The sequence below is a fragment of the Desulfocurvibacter africanus subsp. africanus DSM 2603 genome (assembly GCF_000422545.1).
GTDB classification, from domain to species: domain Bacteria; phylum Desulfobacterota; class Desulfovibrionia; order Desulfovibrionales; family Desulfovibrionaceae; genus Desulfocurvibacter; species Desulfocurvibacter africanus.
Genome location: NZ_AULZ01000017.1, coordinates 65,179 through 84,507, shown reverse-complemented (window position 1 = coordinate 84,507; position 19,329 = coordinate 65,179). Strand labels below are relative to the sequence as shown.

Annotated in this window: 14 protein-coding genes; 9 read left to right on the top strand and 5 right to left on the bottom strand. The window is 63.2% G+C overall.

The features are described 5' to 3' along the window. The first annotated feature begins 199 nt into the window (after window positions 1-199). The 4 genes from H585_RS0112670 to H585_RS0112655 all read left to right on the top strand — a co-directional run bounded on the left by H585_RS0112670 (window position 200) and on the right by H585_RS0112655 (window position 8,745). Entirely contained in the window at window positions 200-1,975 is a 1,776-nt protein-coding gene (locus tag H585_RS0112670) for a methyl-accepting chemotaxis protein (protein WP_027368099.1), read from the top strand. Between the two features lie 4 nt (window positions 1,976-1,979). Next, a complete protein-coding gene (locus tag H585_RS0112665; protein WP_027368098.1) occupies window positions 1,980-4,313 on the top strand; it encodes a hybrid sensor histidine kinase/response regulator in 2,334 nt (777 codons plus the stop codon). 391 nt (window positions 4,314-4,704) lie between these two features. Then, a complete protein-coding gene (cheB, locus tag H585_RS0112660; RefSeq protein WP_027368097.1) occupies window positions 4,705-5,781 on the top strand; it encodes a chemotaxis-specific protein-glutamate methyltransferase CheB in 1,077 nt (358 codons plus the stop codon). 39 nt (window positions 5,782-5,820) lie between these two features. After that, a complete protein-coding gene (locus H585_RS0112655) occupies window positions 5,821-8,745 on the top strand; it encodes a response regulator (protein WP_027368096.1) in 2,925 nt (974 codons plus the stop codon). Here H585_RS0112655 and H585_RS0112650 read toward each other — a convergent pair. After that, window positions 8,742-9,062 carry a hypothetical protein gene (locus H585_RS0112650; RefSeq protein WP_244432541.1) on the bottom strand — a complete coding sequence of 107 codons (321 nt, stop codon included), beginning with the start codon at window positions 9,060-9,062 and terminating at the stop codon, window positions 8,742-8,744. The genes H585_RS0112655 and H585_RS0112650 overlap by 4 nt on opposite strands. 140 nt (window positions 9,063-9,202) lie before the next feature. On the opposite strand from H585_RS0112650, the gene H585_RS0112645 reads away from it, so the two are divergent. Then, window positions 9,203-9,571, top strand: a complete 369-nt coding sequence (locus tag H585_RS0112645) for a response regulator transcription factor (protein WP_014259572.1) — start codon at window positions 9,203-9,205, stop codon at window positions 9,569-9,571. A gap of 117 nt (window positions 9,572-9,688) precedes the next feature. After that, window positions 9,689-10,681, top strand: a complete 993-nt coding sequence (locus H585_RS0112640) for a membrane protein (protein WP_027368094.1) — start codon at window positions 9,689-9,691, stop codon at window positions 10,679-10,681. A gap of 275 nt (window positions 10,682-10,956) precedes the next feature. On the opposite strand, the gene hisF is transcribed toward H585_RS0112640, so the two are convergent. Beyond that, window positions 10,957-11,736, bottom strand: a complete 780-nt coding sequence (gene hisF / locus H585_RS0112635; RefSeq protein ID WP_014259574.1) for an imidazole glycerol phosphate synthase subunit HisF — start codon at window positions 11,734-11,736, stop codon at window positions 10,957-10,959. Beyond that, window positions 11,726-12,367, bottom strand: coding sequence for an imidazole glycerol phosphate synthase subunit HisH (gene hisH, locus H585_RS0112630; RefSeq protein WP_014259575.1), 642 nt, complete (start codon window positions 12,365-12,367; stop codon window positions 11,726-11,728). Before hisH ends, hisF begins: the two co-directional genes overlap by 11 nt. A 190-nt stretch (window positions 12,368-12,557) precedes the next feature. Here hisH and rfaD point away from each other — a divergent pair, with 190 nt between their 5' ends. Together rfaD and H585_RS0112620 are read left to right on the top strand one after the other, a co-directional pair. Beyond that, window positions 12,558-13,544: an ADP-glyceromanno-heptose 6-epimerase gene (gene rfaD / locus H585_RS0112625; protein ID WP_027368093.1), complete on the top strand. Its 987-nt coding sequence runs from the start codon at window positions 12,558-12,560 to the stop codon at window positions 13,542-13,544. A gap of 265 nt (window positions 13,545-13,809) precedes the next feature. Continuing rightward, on the top strand, window positions 13,810-15,057 hold the full coding sequence (locus H585_RS0112620; protein ID WP_027368092.1) for a BPL-N domain-containing protein: 1,248 nt from the start codon (window positions 13,810-13,812) through the stop codon (window positions 15,055-15,057). Window positions 15,058-15,306: 249 nt separating this feature from the next. Here H585_RS0112620 and H585_RS0112615 read toward each other — a convergent pair whose 3' ends face one another. Next, on the bottom strand, window positions 15,307-16,323 hold the full coding sequence (locus H585_RS0112615; protein WP_014259579.1) for an alpha-hydroxy-acid oxidizing protein: 1,017 nt from the start codon (window positions 16,321-16,323) through the stop codon (window positions 15,307-15,309). A gap of 25 nt (window positions 16,324-16,348) precedes the next feature. After that, window positions 16,349-16,582, bottom strand: coding sequence for a SlyX family protein (locus H585_RS0112610; RefSeq protein WP_014259580.1), 234 nt, complete (start codon window positions 16,580-16,582; stop codon window positions 16,349-16,351). Window positions 16,583-17,140: 558 nt separating this feature from the next. Here H585_RS0112610 and H585_RS0112605 point away from each other — a divergent pair. Further along, window positions 17,141-19,144 carry a methyl-accepting chemotaxis protein gene (locus tag H585_RS0112605; RefSeq protein ID WP_027368090.1) on the top strand — a complete coding sequence of 668 codons (2,004 nt, stop codon included), beginning with the start codon at window positions 17,141-17,143 and terminating at the stop codon, window positions 19,142-19,144. Window positions 19,145-19,329 lie beyond the last annotated feature (185 nt).

Here is a 19,329-nt window from a genome sequence, read left to right as displayed (position 1 = left end):
GCTTTTGAAAATGCTCTGCAAGCCATGCGTCGGCATGGCTTGCCGCTAGCTTCGGCGTAGGCGCAATTCACTTGCGCCGTCAACGCCGGAGCGGGCGTATTAAAAGCAATCTGCTCTAGCAGACCTGTGATAATCGGGCGGCGCGCCAGCCGCCGACAAACGGAATCCGGCCGGATTGTCCTGGCCCAAGGAGCCTTGCATGTCCTGGAACGACCTGAACCTTGGACGCAAGCTGACTATCGGCTTCGGCGCGGTGCTGGCGCTGCTGCTGACCATCGCCTTTGTCAGCCACAAGGCGCAACGGGAAAATCTGGACGACGCCGCGCTCGCCACCCGTTTTGAGACCATGGCCTCGGAATTCAAAAACAGGGTGATCAACCATTTGCAATGGACCCTGGCGCTCAGCGAAGGCCTCGTGTTCCAGAACCTGGCGAACGCGGAGGTCGTTATCGACCATCGGGCCTGCCCCTTCGCTAAATGGTACTATGGGCAAGGTCGGCAAGCCATGGAAGAGCTGGCCCCGAGCACCAACCCCCTGCTGAATGCTCTGGAGGAGCCGCACCGGCTTATCCATGAGTCGTTCCAACGCATCTTCGCCATCTACCGCCAGGCAGGCCCAGGACACGCCAAGCAGGCTCAAGAGGTCTTTGCAACCGAGGCCTTGCCTAACCTTAATAAGTTCCAACAGGGGCTCGACGCGCTGGAAGCCGAGATTTCCCGTCGGTCCGGTGAGATATACGCAACCACTACCGGCCATTTGCAGCGCAACCAGCTTGTGCTGATCCTGATCAGCGGAGCGGCCATCCTGACCGGACTGCTCATGGCTCTGGTCATCGCCCGTTCCGTGACCGCGCCCCTGCGACAGGTGGTGGCGGCCGCGGACAGAATCGCCCAGGGCGATCTGAGCCATGGGCTGGCCTTCGGGCAGCGCCTGGATCAGGACAGCAGCCGGCGCAGGGACGAAATCGGCGCTCTGCAGAGTTCCTTCGCGCGCATGAGCGCGTCATTGCTGAACGTGGCCAGGAGCATGGAGCACATCGCCCAGGGGGATTTGACCCTGGAGGTGCAGCCGCAATCCGAGCGGGACATCATGGGCAAGGCCCTCAAATCCATGACCGCCAACCTGCGCGAGTTGGCGGGCAAGACCCGCGACGCCGTGGCCGTGCTGGCCTCCAGCGTGGGCCAGATTTCCGCCTCCACCGCCCAGCTCTCGGCCTCCTCGTCGGAAACGGCCACGGCGGTAACCGAGACCACGGCCACCGTGGCCGAGGCCAGGCAGACCGCCCAACTCTCCAACGAAAAGGCCCGTTTCGTGGCCGACAGCGCGCAGCGCGTGGCTGAAATCACCCGCCAGGGCATTCAGGCCAGCGAAGGCACCCTGGAGGGCATGCGCCTCATCACGGACAAGATGGACTTCATCGCCCAGAACATCGTGGCCCTCTCGGAGAAGAGCCAGGACATCGGCGACATCACCAGCGCCGTGCGCGGGCTGGCCGAGCAGTCCAACATCCTGGCCGTCAACGCCTCCATCGAGGCCGCCAGGGCCGGCGAGGAGGGCAAGGGCTTCGCCGTGGTGGCCGCGGAGATTCGCAGCCTGGCCGAGCGGTCCAAGGAAGCCATCCGCCAGATCCGCGTCGGCCTGGAAGAAATGCAGAAGGCCACCGCGACTTCGGTCATGGCCACCGAGGAGGGCGGCAAGGCTGTCGCTTCCGGTCGCGACAAGGCATCGGCCGCGCGCGAAGCCATCCTGACCTTGTCCGAGAGCGTCAGGGAATCCGGCCTGGCTGCCACGCAGATAGCCGCCTCCAGCCGGGAGGAGCTTGTGGGCATGGACCAAGTGAACACGGCCATGGAGAACATCCGTCAGGCCAGCCACCAGAATCTCGACAGCGCCAACCAGCTTGAGGAGTCGGTCAGGGGCATTTCGGACTTGGCCAAGGACCTGCTCAAGCTCGTTGAACGCTACAAGGTGTAGGGGCATGGGCGAGGCCGCCTTCCTGCGCAAGCTGCGCCGGGCATTCGCCGCCGAGGCCGAAGAACGGCTATCGGCCATGGAATCCGCGCTCATGGCTCTGGAGGCTATCGGCCCAGGCCCGCTGAATGCGGAAAACGCCGCCTGGCTGGAGACTTTCTACCGCGACGTGCACAGTCTCAAGGGGGCCTCGCGCACCGTGGACGCACCGGCCCTGGAGACGGTCTGCCAACCCCTGGAAAGCGCCCTCGGCGAGCTCAAGGCCGGCCGCATCAGCCCCTCTCCTGCGTTTTTCGATCTCCTGCACAAGGCGCTGAAGGTCCTGCGCAGCTTGCTGTCCCGTTTTGATCCTGAGTCCGACGACACGACCTTGCCGCCGCCGGGCGACCCGATGCTGCGCAGGCTGGCGGCCGAGCTCGCGGCCGCGGCAGAGGGACGCGAGCCGCCAGCGGCGGAGGCAGTCGTCACGGAGGCAGTCGAGCATGTCGCCCAGCCCCCAGGCCAACCATCCGCTCCGTCCGCCGCGCCTGTCGCACTTGCCGCACCATCCGCCGTCGCTGCAGGCGCGGCCTGGACAGGGCAGGACAAGAGCCAGATGCTGCGTTTGCCTTCGGATCGCCTGGAACGCCTCCTGAGCGACTGCGAGGAGTTCCTGCCCGAGAAGCTAGCCATGTCCAAACTGGCCGACGAGGCGGGCTTCATGCAAACCACGGCGCTCCAATTGCGCAAGCTCCTGGAGCGCATGGCCGCGACCCTTGACCAGCGAGGACGCGGCGGCCCGGACGAACAACTGGCTGACCGGCTTGCCCAGGCAGCGGAGCTGGCTGCCGAGCTGAACGCCGAAGCTAAAGCCCATGCCGCGCAACTTGCGGCCAAGCGTCGCGACATGACGCTCAAGGTCGACACGTTGCTGGATGATCTCAAGCAGGCCCTGACCCTGCCCTTCTCGCGGCTGCTGGAACGCTTTCCCAAGATGATTCGCGACTTGGCCCACGAGCTCGGCAAGCAGGTCGATCTCGCCATCGAAGGCCAGGACATGGAGATCGACAGGCGCATCCTCGACCAATTGCACGACCCTTTGCTGCATCTTTTGCGCAACGCCGTGGACCACGGCATCGAAACGCCCGAGGAGCGCAGACGCGTCGGCAAGCCCGAGCAGGGCCATATCAGCGTACGAGTGCGCCCCCTGGAACAGGATCGCATGGAGGTCGTGGTGGCCGACGACGGCCGGGGCATCGACCGGGACAAGGTGCTGGAGGCCGCCAAGGACTCCGGGTTACTGGATGCGGCGCAGGCTGTAAGCCTGGACCAGGACGCAGGCCTGGAACTCATCTTCCGCTCGGGCATGAGCACCCGGCGGGCCGTGACGGACATTTCGGGCCGGGGTTTGGGCCTGGCCATCGCCCACGAGCGCGTGGAGCGGCTGGGCGGCGCCCTGCGTTTGGAAACCCGGCCCGGCCAAGGCGTGTCGTTCCACATGACCATGCCGCTGTCGTTCAGCTCTTTCCCGGCCTTGGCGGTGCTGGCCGGAGGCCGGACTTTTCTGCTGGCCAAATCCGGGGTGGAGCGCGTGCTTCTGCTCGAAAAGGACGAGACCCTGCACATCGAAGGCCGCGAGGCGGTGCCGTACATCGACCAGACCTTGCCCTTGGTCGATCTTGCCGCGATCCTGGGTCTGCCCATGATTGAGCGCACCGAGCGAGATGACGCGTCCGAGGCCGGGAGCCGGAACAGCCAGGCCCTGGTCCTGGCCGCAGGCCAAAACCGGCTGGCCCTGCGCGTGGAGGCGCTGCTCGGCGAACAGGAAGTCATGGTCAAATCCCTGGGCAGCCAGCTCCGGCGTGTGCGAAACGTGGCCGGAATCACGCTGCTGGGCGACGGGAGCCTGGCCGCCATCCTGCACACGCCCGATCTGGTGGCCTCGGGCCTGAGCGGTCGCATCGCCGTGGAGCGACCGGTTCGCACGGAGCCGCCCAAGCCCAAGACTGTGCTCGTGGTGGAGGATTCCGTAACCTCGCGCATGCTGCTCAAGGCCGTGCTCGAATCCTCGGGGTACCGCGTGTTCACGGCCGTGGACGGCCAGGAAGCCCTGGTCAGATTGCGCGGAGAGCTCCCGGACGTAGTGGTTTCCGACGTGCAGATGCCACGCATGGACGGGCTGGAGCTGACCAGGCGCATCCGTGAGGACAAGGTCCTGGCCGCGCTGCCCGTGATCCTGGTCACTTCCCTCGACTCGCCGGCCGACCGTGAACGCGGCGTGGACGCCGGGGCCAACGCCTATATCGTCAAAAGCAGCTTCGACCAGGGCAATCTGCTGGAAACGGTGCGCAGGCTCGCCTAGAGCAGATTGCTTTTAAGACGCCCGCTCCGGCGTTGACGGCGCAAGTGAATTGCGCCTACGCCTACACGGCGGCAAGCCATGCCGACGCATGGCTTGCAGAGCATTTTCAAAAGCAAAATGCTCTAATGCGCTGCTGCGGGCGGAAAAGCCGGCTGCCGGCGCAGAGCCCGTTTTCGGGTTGAACGGAGTGTTATAGAAGGCCGTCAACACGGCTTCGACTTGGCAATGGTCGCGCAAGGCCCGACCATTGCCCACGGATATTTCACATTCCTGACGTTCGGCAGACAATTACGACCAGCAACTCGTTTCAACGGGATGCTGGCGCTATTTTTCGCATGCGGTTATTAATATAACCATGTCCGCGGCCTTGCAACCGCAGGAGTGCCACGACATGTCCAACACCCCTTCCAGGGCCGACACGGCGAAAACGCGTGCCGCGATCCGGGTCCTCATCGTGGACGATTCGCCCTCGGTACGCGAGTTCCTGAGGAACATACTGAGCGACGGCGGCTTCGAGGTCGCGGGCGAAGCCGCTGACGGGGCCGAGGCCGTGGAACTGGCCGCCCGCCTGCGGCCCGACGTCATCACCATGGACATCAGCCTGCCCGTGATGGACGGCATCGCGGCCACGCGGGCCATCATGGCAAGCACGCCGACGTCCATCGTCATCGTCAGCGCCCAGTGGGCCCCCGAGGAGGTCGCCAAGACCTTTGACGCCCTGGGCGCCGGAGCCCTGGCCATCCTGGAGAAGCCCCGTTTCGGCACTCCGGATTTCGCCTGTCGGCGAGAGCAACTCGTCTCGACCATCAAGCTCATGGCTGAGGTCGAGGTTGTGCGCCGCCGCACTCAATCCGCAGACCGTACCAAAACGGCTTTTCCCAGGCAGCGAGGGCTGCTCAAGCGCAAGCTGGTGGCCATGGGCGCATCCACGGGCGGTCCCCAGGCCCTGCGGGCCATCCTCTCCGGCCTGCCCAAGGATTTTCCCGCGCCCATCGTCGTGGTGCAGCACATCTCACGCGGCTTCCTGCCCGGCCTGGTGCACTGGCTCAACCAGGTCAGCAAGCTGACCGTGTGCATCGCGGCTCATGGCCAGGCCATGGAGCCGGGGACGGTCTACTTCGCACCCGACGACCACCACTTGCTGGTGGCCCGCGGCAACACGTTGCGCCTGAGCGACGCCCCGCCCGAAGGAACCCTGCGGCCTTGCGTGGGCCAACTTTTTCGCAGCGTGGCTGAATTTCTGGGCAGCCGCGCCGTGGGCGTGTTACTTACGGGCATGGGCCGGGACGGAGCCCTGGAGCTCGGGCTCATGCGCGAGCGCGGCGCCGTGACCATCGCCCAGGACGAATGTACGTCCATCGTGTACGGCATGCCACGGGAGGCCGTCCGCCTGGGAGCGGCCGTGCATGTCCTGCCGCAGGAGGAAATAGCGGGAATGCTGATCGGTCTGCTGAGCGAGTTCACATAGACGTTGCCACCTGTTACCGGATTCGGGTATCCAGCCTGCATGCCTGACCATGCATACATCCTCATCGTCGAGGATAGCCCTACCCAGGCCCTGCGCCTGGAGCAACTGCTGCTTGGCAGCGGGCTGTCCGTGCGCGTGGCCGCATCGGCCGTGGAGGCCCTTGCTTTGGCCGACGAGAATCCGCCCGCGGTCGTCGTCAGCGACATTCTCATGCCCGGAATGGATGGCTACGAGTTGTGCAGACGCATCCGCGCCAGCACGAAGCTGGCGCACATCCCCGTGATCCTGCTGACCACCCTTGCGGACCCCGAGGACATACTCAAGGGCCTCAAGTCCGGAGCCACCAACTTCGTGACCAAGCCCTATGATCCAGATCTGCTGTTAGGGCGGGTGCGCCAACTTATGTCCGAGCTGGACCTGCGCCGCGCGAAAGGCCAGAAGGCCGAGCTGGATATCGTCTTCGGCGGCAAGCGGCACCACGTCTCCGCCGATGCCCGCCAGATGGCCGACCTGCTCCTGTCCACCTACGAGAACGCCGTAATCCAGAGCCGGGCCCTGGACCGGGCCAACAAGAATCTCGCCGAAAAGGAAGCCTTGTTGCGCGCGGTCATAGCCTCCTTGCCCGCGCAGATCATGGTTCTGGATGCCCAAGGCCGCATCACGGCCACCAATGAGGCCTGGGAGCACATGGGACGCGACTCGCCCCTGATTCCCGGCGTCCTGGGCCGAACTTTCGGGCATATCGCGCGCCAAGGCCTGTGCAGCGAGGATATCGCGCTGGACAGCGTCGCCGCCGCCGTGCACGAAGTCGCCGCCGGCACGCGCAAAAGTTTCAGCAGCGAGCTGTGCGTGCAATCCGACGGACAGCAACGCTGGCTGCTCCTGTACGCCAGCCCCATGAGCGACCGCGGCGGGGCCGTGGTCACGCACATGGACATCACCGAGAGCAAGCGCGCCGAACAGGCCCTGCGGCGCAGCGAGGCCAATCTGGCCAAGGCCCAACATCTGGCCATGCTCGGCAGCTTCGAATGGCTGTCCAAAGGGGATGCGTTCATCTGGTCCGACGAGCTGTACCGCATCCTGGGCTATCAACCCGGATCGGTGCAGCCCGGCCGAGACTTCCTGCTGCGGCATCTGCATGCCGAAGACAGCCAGGCCTTCGTGAAATGCCTGCTCGATACCGCCAGGCGCGGGACTCCCTTCGAGTTGCAGTTCCGCTTCATGCGCCAGGATGGAGTGGAGCGCATCGGCTTGTGCCAGGCCGAGGCGGAATTCGATGCGACGGGCAAGCTTTCGCGCATCCTCGGCACGGTGCAGGACGTCACCCGCCAGAAGCTCCTGGAACGCGAGCTGGTTCGGGCCAAGGAGGCTGCCGAGGCCGGCAGCCGCGTTAAGAGCGAATTCCTGGCCAACATGAGCCATGAGATCAGGACCCCGCTCAACGGCATCCTGGGCATGACCGAGTTGACCCTGCGCACGGGCCTTAACAGGGAGCAGCGCGAGTACCTGTCCATGGTCAAGGCCTCGGCTGACGCTTTGGCCACCCTTGTGGGCGACATCCTCGATTTCTCCAGGATCGAGGCCGGCAAGCTGGAGCTCGAGCGCAGTGACTTCCGCTTGCGGGAGATCCTGCAGGCGGCCTTGAAACCCATGGAAATGCAGGCGGAAGCCAAGGGCCTGCACCTGACTCTGCGCATCGATCCCGCCGTGCCCGAACACCTGCACGGCGATGCGGGCAGGCTGCGCCAGGTGCTGCTCAATCTGGTGTCCAACGCCATCAAGTTCACGCCGAGCGGCGGCATCGACATCGACGTGCTGCCGACCGCGACATCGCACACACCGTCGGGTCAGGAGCCGGATCATAAGTTCGAGCTGCTGTTCTCGGTCGCCGACACGGGTATCGGCATCGATACGCAGCTTCAGGAACGCGTTTTCGACATATTCACCCAGGGCGACAGTTCCCTGAGCCGGCAGTACGAAGGCACGGGCCTTGGCCTGGCCATTTCCAGGCAGCTCGTGGAACTCATGGGCGGCGCCATCTGGGTCGAGAGCGCGATCGGACAGGGAGCCACCTTCAACTTCACCGTGGCTCTGGAGCGGGCGATCGCACCCATCACGGCCAAGCCGGAATCTCGGGTCCAAGCCCAGCGGCCAGGCCAGCCGGGCCAGGCGGACCCACTCATGGGACTGCGCGTACTGCTGGCCGAGGATAATCTGGTCAACCAGCACTACGCCAGCATCCTCCTGAAACGGCAAGGCTGTCTGACCACGACTGCCGCCAATGGTCGGGAGGCTCTGGACAAGCTTGCGGCCGAGCCTTTCGATCTGGTGCTCATGGACGTGCAGATGCCCGAAATGGACGGCGTGAAGGCCACGCGGATCATCCGCAACGACCCGGCCTATGCCAAAGTGCGCAATGTGCCCATCGTGGCCATGACCGCGCACGCCATGCAGGGCGACCGCGAGCGCTTCCTGGAGTCCGGCATGGACGAGTACGTGTCCAAGCCCATCGATCAGGATGAACTGTTCAAGGTCATGCGCGCGGCGTTGGCTAAGCGGCGCGACGCGGCTGCGGAGCTTGCGCACCCGGCCCAGCCCCATAAAGTCGATAACGCGCCAGAGGACGACGCCGTACTCGACGTGCGCAAGACCCTGGATCGGCTCCAGGGCGACAACGAGTTTCTCGGCGTGCTCTACAAGACCTTTTTAGAGGACGCGCCAAATAAGCTTGCCAGTCTGGAGCAGGCCATAACGGATCAGGATTACACAAAGATGGTCAGGGAGTCCCACGCGTTCCAGGGCGCTGCCGGCACAGTCGGGGCCGCGCTGCTGCGCGAGGTCGCGGGAGCGTTGGAGTCCGCGTCCAGGCAGCGCGAGGCCGAGCCGGCACGCCAGCATTTCCTGGAGCTCAAGGACATGGTCGCGCGCATCTGCGAAAGGATGCGCGCCTATATCGAAAGCTAGCCTCGACCTTCCTCCAGTTCCTGCATGACCCGCACCGCCACGCCGTCACAGACGTTCTTGATACGCTCGCTCAGGAGCTCGGCCGTGTCCATGGCCTGTTCGTAGGACGGAAACCGCCCGACGACCAACTGGGCCTGGTTGAGCTCGTCCCAGACCCAGACATGCTCCTGCAGCGCAATGCCGAGTTCACGCACAAGCTCCACCAATCTCTCGCGCATGCGCTCACGCTGGTCGAAATCGTCAGGCTCCAATGCACCGCCACACAGCACGACCCACCAGCCAAGTTCGCAGTGCGAAGCAGCATGCTTTCTTGCCATGGAAGTCATGTGTTCAATTATCGCTGCAAGCTTCTTGACTTCATCATTCATCGTGTCACCAAAAACTGATTGTCACCATTTCAAAGTATGCTATAGCTGGCCTTCCATGGGTACTGTCTTACATTCCAGGGAGGCTGACCATGCACAACATTCTTGTCATCGACGACGACGCCGCCATCCGCACGTTCCTGCGTCGTTTCCTTGAGAAGGAAGGCTTTCATGTAAGCGAGGCCGAAGATGGAGAAGCAGCCCTGAGACGTTTGGATAGCGGTCCCGCCGATCTGGTTATCGTCGATATCTTCATGCCCCGCAAGGACGGTTTCGAGACCATACGCGAGATCAAGGGACGCAAGACACCCTGCAAGATCCTGGCGATATCCGGAGGCGGCTCCATCGGCAGGCTGGATTATCTCGACCTGGCCAAGATTTTCGGCGCCAATGCGGTGCTGGCCAAACCCATCAGCCGTGACGCGCTCATAACCACGGTCAGCACCCTTGCCATGGCCTGATCCAACTACGGACCTTTCGTTTTCCAGCAAGGCCGCGCCCCGAGCGCGGTCTTGCCGTTCATGCCCTCGGGGGCTATAAGCGCGGGCACCCCATACCCGCAACCCTCCGGACCGACCATGGATACACCCAACGCCTCCACGATACGCCCTTCCCTTGGTGCATCGCTGGCGCGCATCGTGCGCGATTCCCTGCGCATCAGCCTTGAGTTGTTCAAGATCATGGTGCCCGTGGTCATCGCCGTGAAGGTTCTCCAGGAGCTTGGCGCCATCGCCTGGCTGGCTCGTCCGCTGGCTCCGCTCATGGGCCTGGTGGGCCTGCCCGCCGAGATCGGCCTGGTCTGGGCCACGGCCATGCTCAACAATATCTATTCCGGCATCCTGGTCTTCGCATCATTGCCCCTGGCCGAGCCCCTCAGCGTGGCCCAGGTCACCGTGCTCTCGACCATGATCCTGGTGGCCCACGGCCTGCCCGTGGAGCTGCGCATCGCCCAGCGCTCGGGCACGCGTCTCGGCTTTCAGCTCGGATTGCGCTTCCTGGGCGCCCTGGCTTTCGGAGCGATCCTCCACACGACCTACTCCTCCCTCGACGTCCTGCAGGAGCCCGCGCGAATGCTTTGGCAGCCGGCGGCGCAGGCCGACACGTCACTGACCGCCTGGGTTATCGGGCAGGCGCGCAACTTCGCGTCCATCTTCCTCATCATCCTGGGCCTGGTGGCCTTCGTGCGCCTGCTGGAGCGCATCCGCGCCACCGAGGCCATGAATCGCGTGCTCGGCCCGCTGTTGCGCTTGCTGGGCATCGGCCCCACGGCCTCGACCATCACCATCGTCGGCCTGACCATGGGCCTGTCCTACGGCGGCGGCCTCATCATTCACGAGGCCAAGTCCGGCAGCGTGAGCAAGCGCGACGTGTTCTACGCCGTGTCGCTCATGGGCCTGTGCCACTCTCTGTTCGAGGACACGCTGCTCATGATGCTGCTCGGCGCGCATACCTCGGGCATTCTCTGGGGCCGGCTGCTGCTGTCCCTGGCCGCGGTGGCGCTGCTGGTGCGCCTGACCCGCCGCATGGCCGACCCGGCCTTCGAAAGGCGTCTGGGCCGTAGCGTGGCGTAAGGCGTGGCATGGTGGGGCCTGCGCGAGATCGAGCAAAATTTGTTAACGCCTGGGAAGCTTTCCAGCGCATCAAAATGCCGGCGCGGAGCATTCGTCTCTGAACACTCCGCGCCGCGAGCATCGGGAGGCCGGGAAGAGTCATGTTCCCCCGGCCGCTGAGGAATCTAAAGCAACTTGCATTTTACCCGAGAAAGGGCGCTGCCCTCTCTCGGACTCTCACCCGCCAGGGATAATGATTTCCCTGTACCCACATTTCATTCACAGGCTGCTTTAATCTACCAGACCGTGCGTACCTTCACGCCCTGGCCGGACATGTACTGCTTAAGCTGCGGGATGGTGTATTCGCCGTAGTGCACGATGGAGGCGATGAGCGCGGCGGTGGCCTTGCCCTGGGTGACAGCCTCGACCATGTGCTGCGGGTTGCCAGCGCCGCCCGAGGCGATGACGGGGATGGTCACGGCTTCGCAGACCATGCGCGTCAGGGTCAGTTCGTAGCCGTCCTTGGTGCCGTCGGCATCGATGGAGTTGACGCACAACTCTCCGGCGCCCAGGGCTTCCACGGTTTTGGCCCAGTCGATGGCGTCCAGACCCATGCGCTTGCGCCCGCCGTGGATGACGATTTCATAGCCCGAGGGGATCTGCTCGCTCTTGTCGACCTTGAGCACATCCATGCCCACGACGATAGCCTGAGAACCAAAGGCCGCCGCGCCCTTGGAGATGATGTCCGGGTTCTTGACCGCGGCGGAGTTGACCGAGACTTTCTCGGCGCCGGCCAGGAGCACGGCGCGCATGTGCTCCACGGTGGAAATGCCGCCGCCCACGGAGAATGGGATGAATATCTGGCTGGCCACGCGATCCACCACGTCGAGCATGATGGAGCGGCCATCGGAGCTGGCCGTGATGTCGTAGAAAACGATCTCGTCGGCGCCCTGCTCGTAGTAGAGCCTGGCCGTTTCCACCGGGTCGCCGATGTCGACATTGCCCTTGAACTTGATGCCCTTGGTAAGCCTGCCGTCGCGTACGTCCAGGCAGGGGATGACGCGTTTACTGAGCATCTTGGGCCTCCTGGCAGTAGCGGTGGAAGTTTCGCAGCAGGGCCAGGCCTGGGCGGCCGCTCTTCTCCGGGTGGAACTGCACGGCCCACATGCCGCGTCGTCCGTGCACGGAGCAGAATTCCACGCCGTAAGTCGTGGTGGCCAGCACGTACTCGGAGCGTGGGCTGGGGAAGTAGGAGTGCACGAAGTAGAATTCGGCGTCGTCCGCAATGCCCTCGAAAAGCTCGCAGGGCGCCTTGCGCTGTACGGAATTCCAGCCCATGTGCGGCACACGGATGGGTTGGCCATCCTCATCGGTCAGGGCCGGATTGAACAAGACGCACTCGCCCGGAACAACGCCCATGGTGGCGGTATCGTTTTCCTGGCTGTAGTCCAGCAGGATCTGGCAGCCCACGCAAATGCCGAGCAGCGGCTTGCCCAGCTCGATTTGCGCGCGGAGCACTCGGTCCAGACCGGAGTTCGTCAGATTCTGCATGGCCTGCCCTGCAGCACCCACGCCAGGGAAGATGATGCCGCTGGCGCGCTCGATGACGGCGGGATCGCGGGTTATTTCGCCGGGTATGCCCAGGTGGCGCAAGGCCCTGAGCACCGAGGTCTGGTTGCCGGCTTCATAGTCGAGAATGGCCAACATGCTGCGGTCCTCCGGACAGGAAGGTTGGACGACGACTGAGGAAGTCCCTTAAAAGCATATCCGTCACGTCAAGACAAGCTCGAGGCGCGGGCCAGCTCCCGGAAAGAGGGTTGGAAAGCGCGGCGGGGTGCGCTATGAAACCGGGCTGGGACATTTTATCAGAATAATCCGCATCCGATTGGAGTGAGCAATGCATATCGTCACCGGCGGTGCCGGGTTCATCGGCAGCGCCATGGTCTGGAAGCTGAACCAGATGGGCATCGAGGACATTCTCGTCGTGGACAATCTGGCCGAGAGCGAGAAATGGAAGAATCTGGTCAACCTGACCTACCGCGACTACGTCCACAAGCAGGAGTTCCTCAAGCTCGTGCTGGGTGACGAGGATCTGCACGCCAAGGCCATCATTCACATGGGCGCTTGTTCCTCGACCACGGAGCGTGACGCCGACTACCTCATGGACAACAACTATCGCTATACGCAGGTCCTGTTGCGCTACGCGGCTGAGCGGAACATCCGCTTTATCAACGCCTCCAGCGCGGCGACCTATGGCGACGGCGCGCTCGGGTTTTCGGACGACCACGACACCACGTCCAGGCTCAAGCCGCTGAACATGTACGGCTACTCAAAGCAGCTCGTGGACATGTGGGCTCTGCGCGGCGGGCTCATGGACAAGATGGCCAGCCTCAAATTCTTCAATGTCTACGGCCCCAACGAGTATCACAAGGCGGACATGAAGAGCGTTATTTGCAAGGCCTTCGCGCAGATCGGCGACAGCGGCCCAACTGGCGGAAAAATGAAGCTTTTCAAGTCCTACAAGCCCGAATACCCCGACGGCGGTCAGATGCGCGATTTCATCTACGTCAAGGATTGCCTGGAGGTCATGGCCTGGCTGCTGGAGCATCCGGAGGTCAACGGCATCTTCAACGTGGGCACGGGCCAGGCCCGCACCTGGAACGATCTGGCCAGGGCAGTGTTCTCGGCCATGGATAGGGCGCCGGTCATCGAGTACATCGACATGCCCGAGATCCTGCGCGGCAAGTACCAGTACTTCACCGAAGCGCCCATGGAAAAGCTGCGCCGGGCCGGCTATGACAAGCCGTTCACCACGCTGGAGGATGGCGTGGCCGACTACGTGCGCAACTATCTGGCCAAGGACGATTCCTTCCTGGGCAATTAACAGCTTATCCGTTTTCGAACGCTTCCGGTGTTCCGTTTCCGTGCATTCCGCTTGTGCACGTTATCAAAGCCCAGCCGGAGAGCATTGCATATCAACTGAGAGAGGGCGCCGCCCTCTCTCAGACTCTCACCCGCCAGGGAAATGATTTCCCTGGACCCACATTTCATTTGCAAGCCGCTGTAGAGCAGATTGCGTTTCACTCCAAGTTTCCTTTCGATTGCCGGTTCTTGCCCCCTTGGCGCTGGCCTGATACGTCCCTGGCCGTATGTCCAAACATTTGTCCGAATCCGTGCTCGTGCTATGGGATGAATCGCATATCTGGGGCCTGCTCGCGTGGCGGGCTCTGAAAGCCTTGGGCGTGCCCGCCGTGCTGGCCGGGGCTGGAGAAATACCGGTGTTCCTGGAACAGCGTCCGCGCATGTTGCTGGTTCCCGGCGGCTGGGCGCGACGCAAGGCCGAGCACCTTGGTTCCGTGGGATTGGCGGCGGTGCGGCGCTATGTGACCGAGGGCGGGGCCTACCTGGGCTTCTGCGGCGGGGCCGGCCTGGCGCTCACAGCCGGCGGGCTGGACCTTTGTCCCTGGACGCGCAAGGGTTTCACGGACCGCATGCAGCACTTCGTCAGCGGCCACATGCACGTGCGCCTGGCCGACGAACGTTGCGAGCTCATGCCAGAGGGGCTGACCGAAGCCCCACTTCTGCCGGTATGGTGGCCGGCGCGCTTCAATCCCGCGCCAAATCCGGACGTAAGGGTTCTGGCGGCCTACGAAACCCCCGGTCCGGATCTCATGGTCGCGGATATCCCGCTGTCCAGCCTGCCGGAAGAAACGCTTGATGATTGGCAAAACATGTACGGCGTGCGCCTGTGGCCGCACTTCATGGCCGGCCAGCCCTGCGTGGTGGAAACCCGTCTGGGTCGGGGCCGCGCCGTGCTGTCCTACGCGCACCTGGAGACACCGGCTTCGGCCGAGGCCAACCGCTGGCTGGCCCATCTGCTGAGGGTGCTTGGCGGCCTGGAGGTCGCGAGAAGCCAGGTGCCCGCCTGGGACCTGGAGGGCTTGCCCGTGCGCTGGGACGATCCTGCCCTTGCGGAGGCATCCGGGCAGTTGTCCGACATCGTGCGCCTTGGCCAGGAACACTTCCTGCTCTTCTGGCGCAATCCCTGGCTGCTTGGCTGGCGGCGCGGCATACCGGGCGCGGGCATCAGCAGCCTTTACGCCCTTGTGCGCCAGATCCAAGCCTGTGAGCCCACGGACGTGGCCGCTGACTTCTGGCGGGCTCAAGCCACGGGCTTCACCGGCACGATGCGCCTGTTCCACCAGGGCCTGAGCGGCTACCTGCTGGCCGAGCGGCTGGCCATGACCTTGGCCTCGGCTCCCGACGCCGTGTGTCTGACCGGCCTCAAGCAGCAGCGCGCGGCCCTGTTCGGACCGCCGCCCGGCTCGGGCGGGCTGTACGGAAAGATGCTGCCCGTGCTGGAGGAACTGGCCCGCCTGGTACTGCCCTGCAAATAAGAATCGGGGAGGGCGTTGCCCTCCCCGAACCCCACCCACCAGGGAGCACGGCCCCCTGGACCCCTTATATTCGGAAATGTTGCCCGCTTCGCGCGGGATGGATTCCGGACGCTCGCTCAAGCGAAGATGACTCGATGTGAAGGAATGCCGAGCTTTGTCGGCATTCCTTCACACATCGCGGGTCCAGGGGGGCGTCACCCCTGGCGGGGTTTTCAAAGGGGCGGCGCCCCTTTGGCCGCCGGAGGCATCTTACTGATGCAGAATGCCGGAATCGACCTGCGAGGCCTTGGCCGTGCCCGTGAGCACCATGGCCGAGCGCAACTCGCCCGCGAGCTGATCCAGGTAGGCCGTAACGCCGTCCTGCAGGCCGCCCACGGCCGCCACGGCGAAGGGCCGGCCGATGAGCACTGCGTCCGCGCCCAGGGCCAGCATCTTGAGCACGTCCACGCCGTTGCGAACACCGCCGTCGGCCAGCACGACCATCTCGCCCTTGACCGCCGCGGCCACCTTGGGCAGCACATCGGCCACACCGGGCGTGAAGTCCAGCACCCGTCCGCCATGGTTGGAGACCACGATGCCCGCCGCACCCGCGTCGCGGGCCTTGCGCGCCTCGTCCGGGGTCATGATGCCCTTGAGGATGAACTGCATGGGGAAGCGGTCGATGATGTCGCGCAGCTTGGCGGATGACTTGGGACCCACAGGCCGACCCATCTTGGCCAGGGTCACCAGGCCGGCGGCATCCACGTCGATGCCGGCGATGCGCGCTCCCGCCTCGGCGGCCTTGCCCAATTTTTCGTAGAGCTCGGCATCCTCCCAGGGCTTGATGAAGGGGATGGCCTCGCCGCCCAGTTCGCGCAGGGCCTTCAGGCCCGCCTCGATGATGAAGGAGGGCACGCCGTCGCCGGAGCAGCCCAGGGTGCCGCGCACGCGGCAGCCGTGCAGCACCGCCGCGACATATTCCTCTTCGCTGCGCTTGCCGCCCATGTTGAAGGACACGCCGCCGATGGGCGCGGCGAGCACGGGCAGGGCCAGCTCCTTGCCCAGCACGGTCACGGACAGGTCAGGGGTCGCGGCGTCGTGCAACAGGCGCATGTCGAAGCGCACATCCGCCAGCGCCTGCACATTGGCCCGGAAGGACGCACCCGTGCCCAGGCCACCCATGCCCGGAACCTCGCCGGCGCACACTCGACCGTCGCATACGGGACAGACCCGACAGAATCCCTTCATCAACTCCCGCGCCGAGGCGCGCACTTCCTTCATCTCCATGCTGAATTCACTCCTTCTCAATTCGTCACTTGGGACCGCTCATTTGATAGTGCGGAGGCAGCGGCTCCTCGGCCTCTCCCTCCTCCATGGGCGTGTCGAACGCCCGCAGCTTGTCGGCTAGGGCTTGGACCCCGTTCTCAAGGCGGTCCATCGTTCGCTGTTGCGCGATGAGCGCCTCATTCAACTGCTCGATTGTCCTATCCTGGAGGGCCAAGGTGGTTTCGAGCCACTCCAGCCGTTCTTCGGTCGTCCTGGCCATACGTAATACCTCCTGGCTGCTTCCTCAGCGGGTTGGCCCATACTCTAACCGCCCAGCCCTCCGATGGCAAAGGGGATAGGCGATTCCATGGACCCGGCGCTCGCCGACCTTCCTTGCGTTTGGTTCCGGCGGATATAGCCCGAGTTTGCCTTTCTGCCCTGGGAATGCGTTTTGAATGAGGCCAGGTCAGATAATACTTTAGATGTTAAAATATGCGCATTAAATACGTTTATCCATTCTTCGTATCAAGCTTATGTAATTCGATAGGCTGTTATCAACATAAGCTATATGCAATGGCCGCAATTGTGTTTTGATTGCAGCAGAGGCTTTCGCCTATTGCATACAATGTGAAACGCCCCTCCATACGAAGCAGATTGACTATTCTTGATTATAGTGCCTAGATGGATCCATCATTACTGTAGATATAATAGTGGGCGTTATGGAAAGTCTGGCCTTGTTGCGGTTGATTGTCTAATCAACACAACAAATATTTAATGTTATTACATTGAATTGGGCTTAATAGTCAATTCGCCGCAAAGGAAACTTGGAGGGATGTCTATGTTCAAGAACCTGAACATCAAGAGCAAACTCAGTCTCGGGTTCGGCCTCGTGCTCGTTCTGACCTTAACAGTCGCGGTGATGGGCATGTATGGATTGTCCAGTGTTTCGGACAGAACCTCCAAGGTCCAAAGCGTCACTACCGCCATGTTGGAGATGGAAGACATTCAAGGCGTGGTCAAGGACTACATGAGCGCAGGGCGCGCGGAAGACAAAGCCGCCGCGGCCAAATCCATGCTGGAGTTGAAGCAGTTCGTGGCGCAATCCAAAGCGTCCTTCGCCGACATTGAGGATATCAAGGAATTGGATGAGGTGATCGCCTCGGTTGAAGCCTATGAGAAAGCCTTTGGCGAATACGCGGCGCTCAACGAGTCAACAGCCGAGCAATTCAAGGTCTGGTACGATGTAAACACGGAGTTCTTCGCCATAGGCGCGGAGGTGCGCGACAAACTGGTGGCTCCGGCCCTGCAGCGCGCGGGCGACAACGCGCGCGAGATAATCCAGTGGACAAGCATCAGTGACAGCTTCAACCAGGACGTCTCGCGCAGCTATCTGCTCATGCGCATCTCCGCGATTTATTTTATCATGAGGAAATCGGACGCGACATGGGCCGATTTCCAAAGGGATCTCACGGCGCAGATCGAAGGCATCAAAAGGTGGAGAGCCAAGGGGGCGGGGGTGCCGCAGGTTCAGGCGCTCGCCGACAAGCTCGACAAGGCCGTCGAGCGATACGCCGCCGCCGGCGCCAAATTTCGTGAGAACGTTCTTCGGCAGGAAGAGGCCCGCAAACAGATGGTCGCGAATGCCGGGAAGCTCAATGAGAAGGGCGAGGCGCTGCTGCTAGGGCAGGAGCAGAAGATGCAAGCCCAGATTTCCACCTCCAATACGGCCATCGTGGCTGGGACGGCCGTCGCTCTGCTGCTTGGCATCATCGCTGCGTTGCTTATCGTGCGCAGCATCATCGGCCCTGTGAACCAGGGCGTGGAGTTCGCCAAAAAGCTCGCTGGCGGTGATTTCACAACCAAGCTCAGCGTTACCCAGCGCGACGAGATGGGCATGCTCTCCTTGGCCCTGAATGGCATGGTCGAGAAGCTCCGCGAGATCGTGACCGAGGTACGCGGCGCGGCTGATAACGTGGCCTCGGGCAGCGAGGAACTCTCCTCGACCTCGGAAAGCATGTCCCAGGGCGCGACCGAGCAGGCCGCCAGCGTGGAGGAAGTCTCCTCCAGCATGGAAGAGATGGCAGCCAACATCCATCAGAACGCGGACAATGCCCGCCAGACCGAAGCGATCGCGATCAAGACCGCCACTGATGCCCGCGAGGGCGGCGAAGCCGTGGGGCAGACCGTACGCGCCATGAAAGAAATCGCCGATAAGATTTCCATCATTGAAGAGATTGCCCGTCAGACCAACCTGCTCGCGCTGAATGCCGCCATTGAAGCCGCCCGTGCGGGTGAGCACGGCAAGGGTTTCGCGGTGGTCGCGGCCGAAGTGCGCAAGCTCGCCGAGCGAAGCGGCACTGCCGCCGGCGAAATCAGCGACTTGTCGAGCACGAGCGTGCAGGTGGCCGAGAAGGCTGGTGAGATGCTCAGGCGAATCGTGCCGGATATCCAGAAGACCGCGGAGCTTGTGCAGGAGATCGCCGCCGCCAGCCAGGAGCAGAGCTCGGGCGCGGAACAGATCAACAAGGCCTTGCAGCAGTTGGATTCGGTTGTGCAGCAGAACGCCTCGGCAGCCGAGGAAACGGCTTCCACGAGCGAAGAGCTTTCCAGTCAAGCCGAACAGCTTCAGCAAAGCATCGCCTTCTTCAGGCTCGACAATGTCAGTGGCAGCGGCGCGAGACGTGCGTCCGCCCTGTCCAGCCCTGCCAGGAACTTCAAGCCCTTACAGCATCCGGCGACGACCAAGCCCAGCTCGTCCGGCACCATCCAGCTACGCATGAAGGATATGCAGGTGTCGCGTGATGAACACGGTAACGAGGATCTGGAATTCGAGAAATTCTAGGTATTTGCCGAGGTGGACCGAGGCGGGCCACGGCGGAAAGAAGCACGCTGGTAAGATTTGACGCAAAGGCTGCCTAAGGCAAGCATGGAACTGGAGAGGAGTGCGCCGTGTTGATCGGCTCGCTCCTCTCCTTTGCTTCAGGGCAACCTGCCGATGAAGTGCGCTGACTTGGTCGGCCCGCCGGA

Coding starts and splice junctions, on each gene's coding strand:
- H585_RS0112670 (WP_027368099.1), top strand. CDS start 200: ATGTCCTGGAACGACCTGAACCTTGGACGCAAGCTGACTATCGGCTTC.
- H585_RS0112665 (WP_027368098.1), top strand. CDS start 1,980: ATGGGCGAGGCCGCCTTCCTGCGCAAGCTGCGCCGGGCATTCGCCGCC.
- cheB (WP_027368097.1), top strand. CDS start 4,705: ATGTCCAACACCCCTTCCAGGGCCGACACGGCGAAAACGCGTGCCGCG.
- H585_RS0112655 (WP_027368096.1), top strand. CDS start 5,821: ATGCCTGACCATGCATACATCCTCATCGTCGAGGATAGCCCTACCCAG.
- H585_RS0112650 (WP_244432541.1), bottom strand. CDS start 9,062: ATGGCAAGAAAGCATGCTGCTTCGCACTGCGAACTTGGCTGGTGGGTC.
- H585_RS0112645 (WP_014259572.1), top strand. CDS start 9,203: ATGCACAACATTCTTGTCATCGACGACGACGCCGCCATCCGCACGTTC.
- H585_RS0112640 (WP_027368094.1), top strand. CDS start 9,689: ATGGATACACCCAACGCCTCCACGATACGCCCTTCCCTTGGTGCATCG.
- hisF (WP_014259574.1), bottom strand. CDS start 11,736: ATGCTCAGTAAACGCGTCATCCCCTGCCTGGACGTACGCGACGGCAGG.
- hisH (WP_014259575.1), bottom strand. CDS start 12,367: ATGTTGGCCATTCTCGACTATGAAGCCGGCAACCAGACCTCGGTGCTC.
- rfaD (WP_027368093.1), top strand. CDS start 12,558: ATGCATATCGTCACCGGCGGTGCCGGGTTCATCGGCAGCGCCATGGTC.
- H585_RS0112620 (WP_027368092.1), top strand. CDS start 13,810: ATGTCCAAACATTTGTCCGAATCCGTGCTCGTGCTATGGGATGAATCG.
- H585_RS0112615 (WP_014259579.1), bottom strand. CDS start 16,323: ATGGAGATGAAGGAAGTGCGCGCCTCGGCGCGGGAGTTGATGAAGGGA.
- H585_RS0112610 (WP_014259580.1), bottom strand. CDS start 16,582: ATGGCCAGGACGACCGAAGAACGGCTGGAGTGGCTCGAAACCACCTTG.
- H585_RS0112605 (WP_027368090.1), top strand. CDS start 17,141: ATGTTCAAGAACCTGAACATCAAGAGCAAACTCAGTCTCGGGTTCGGC.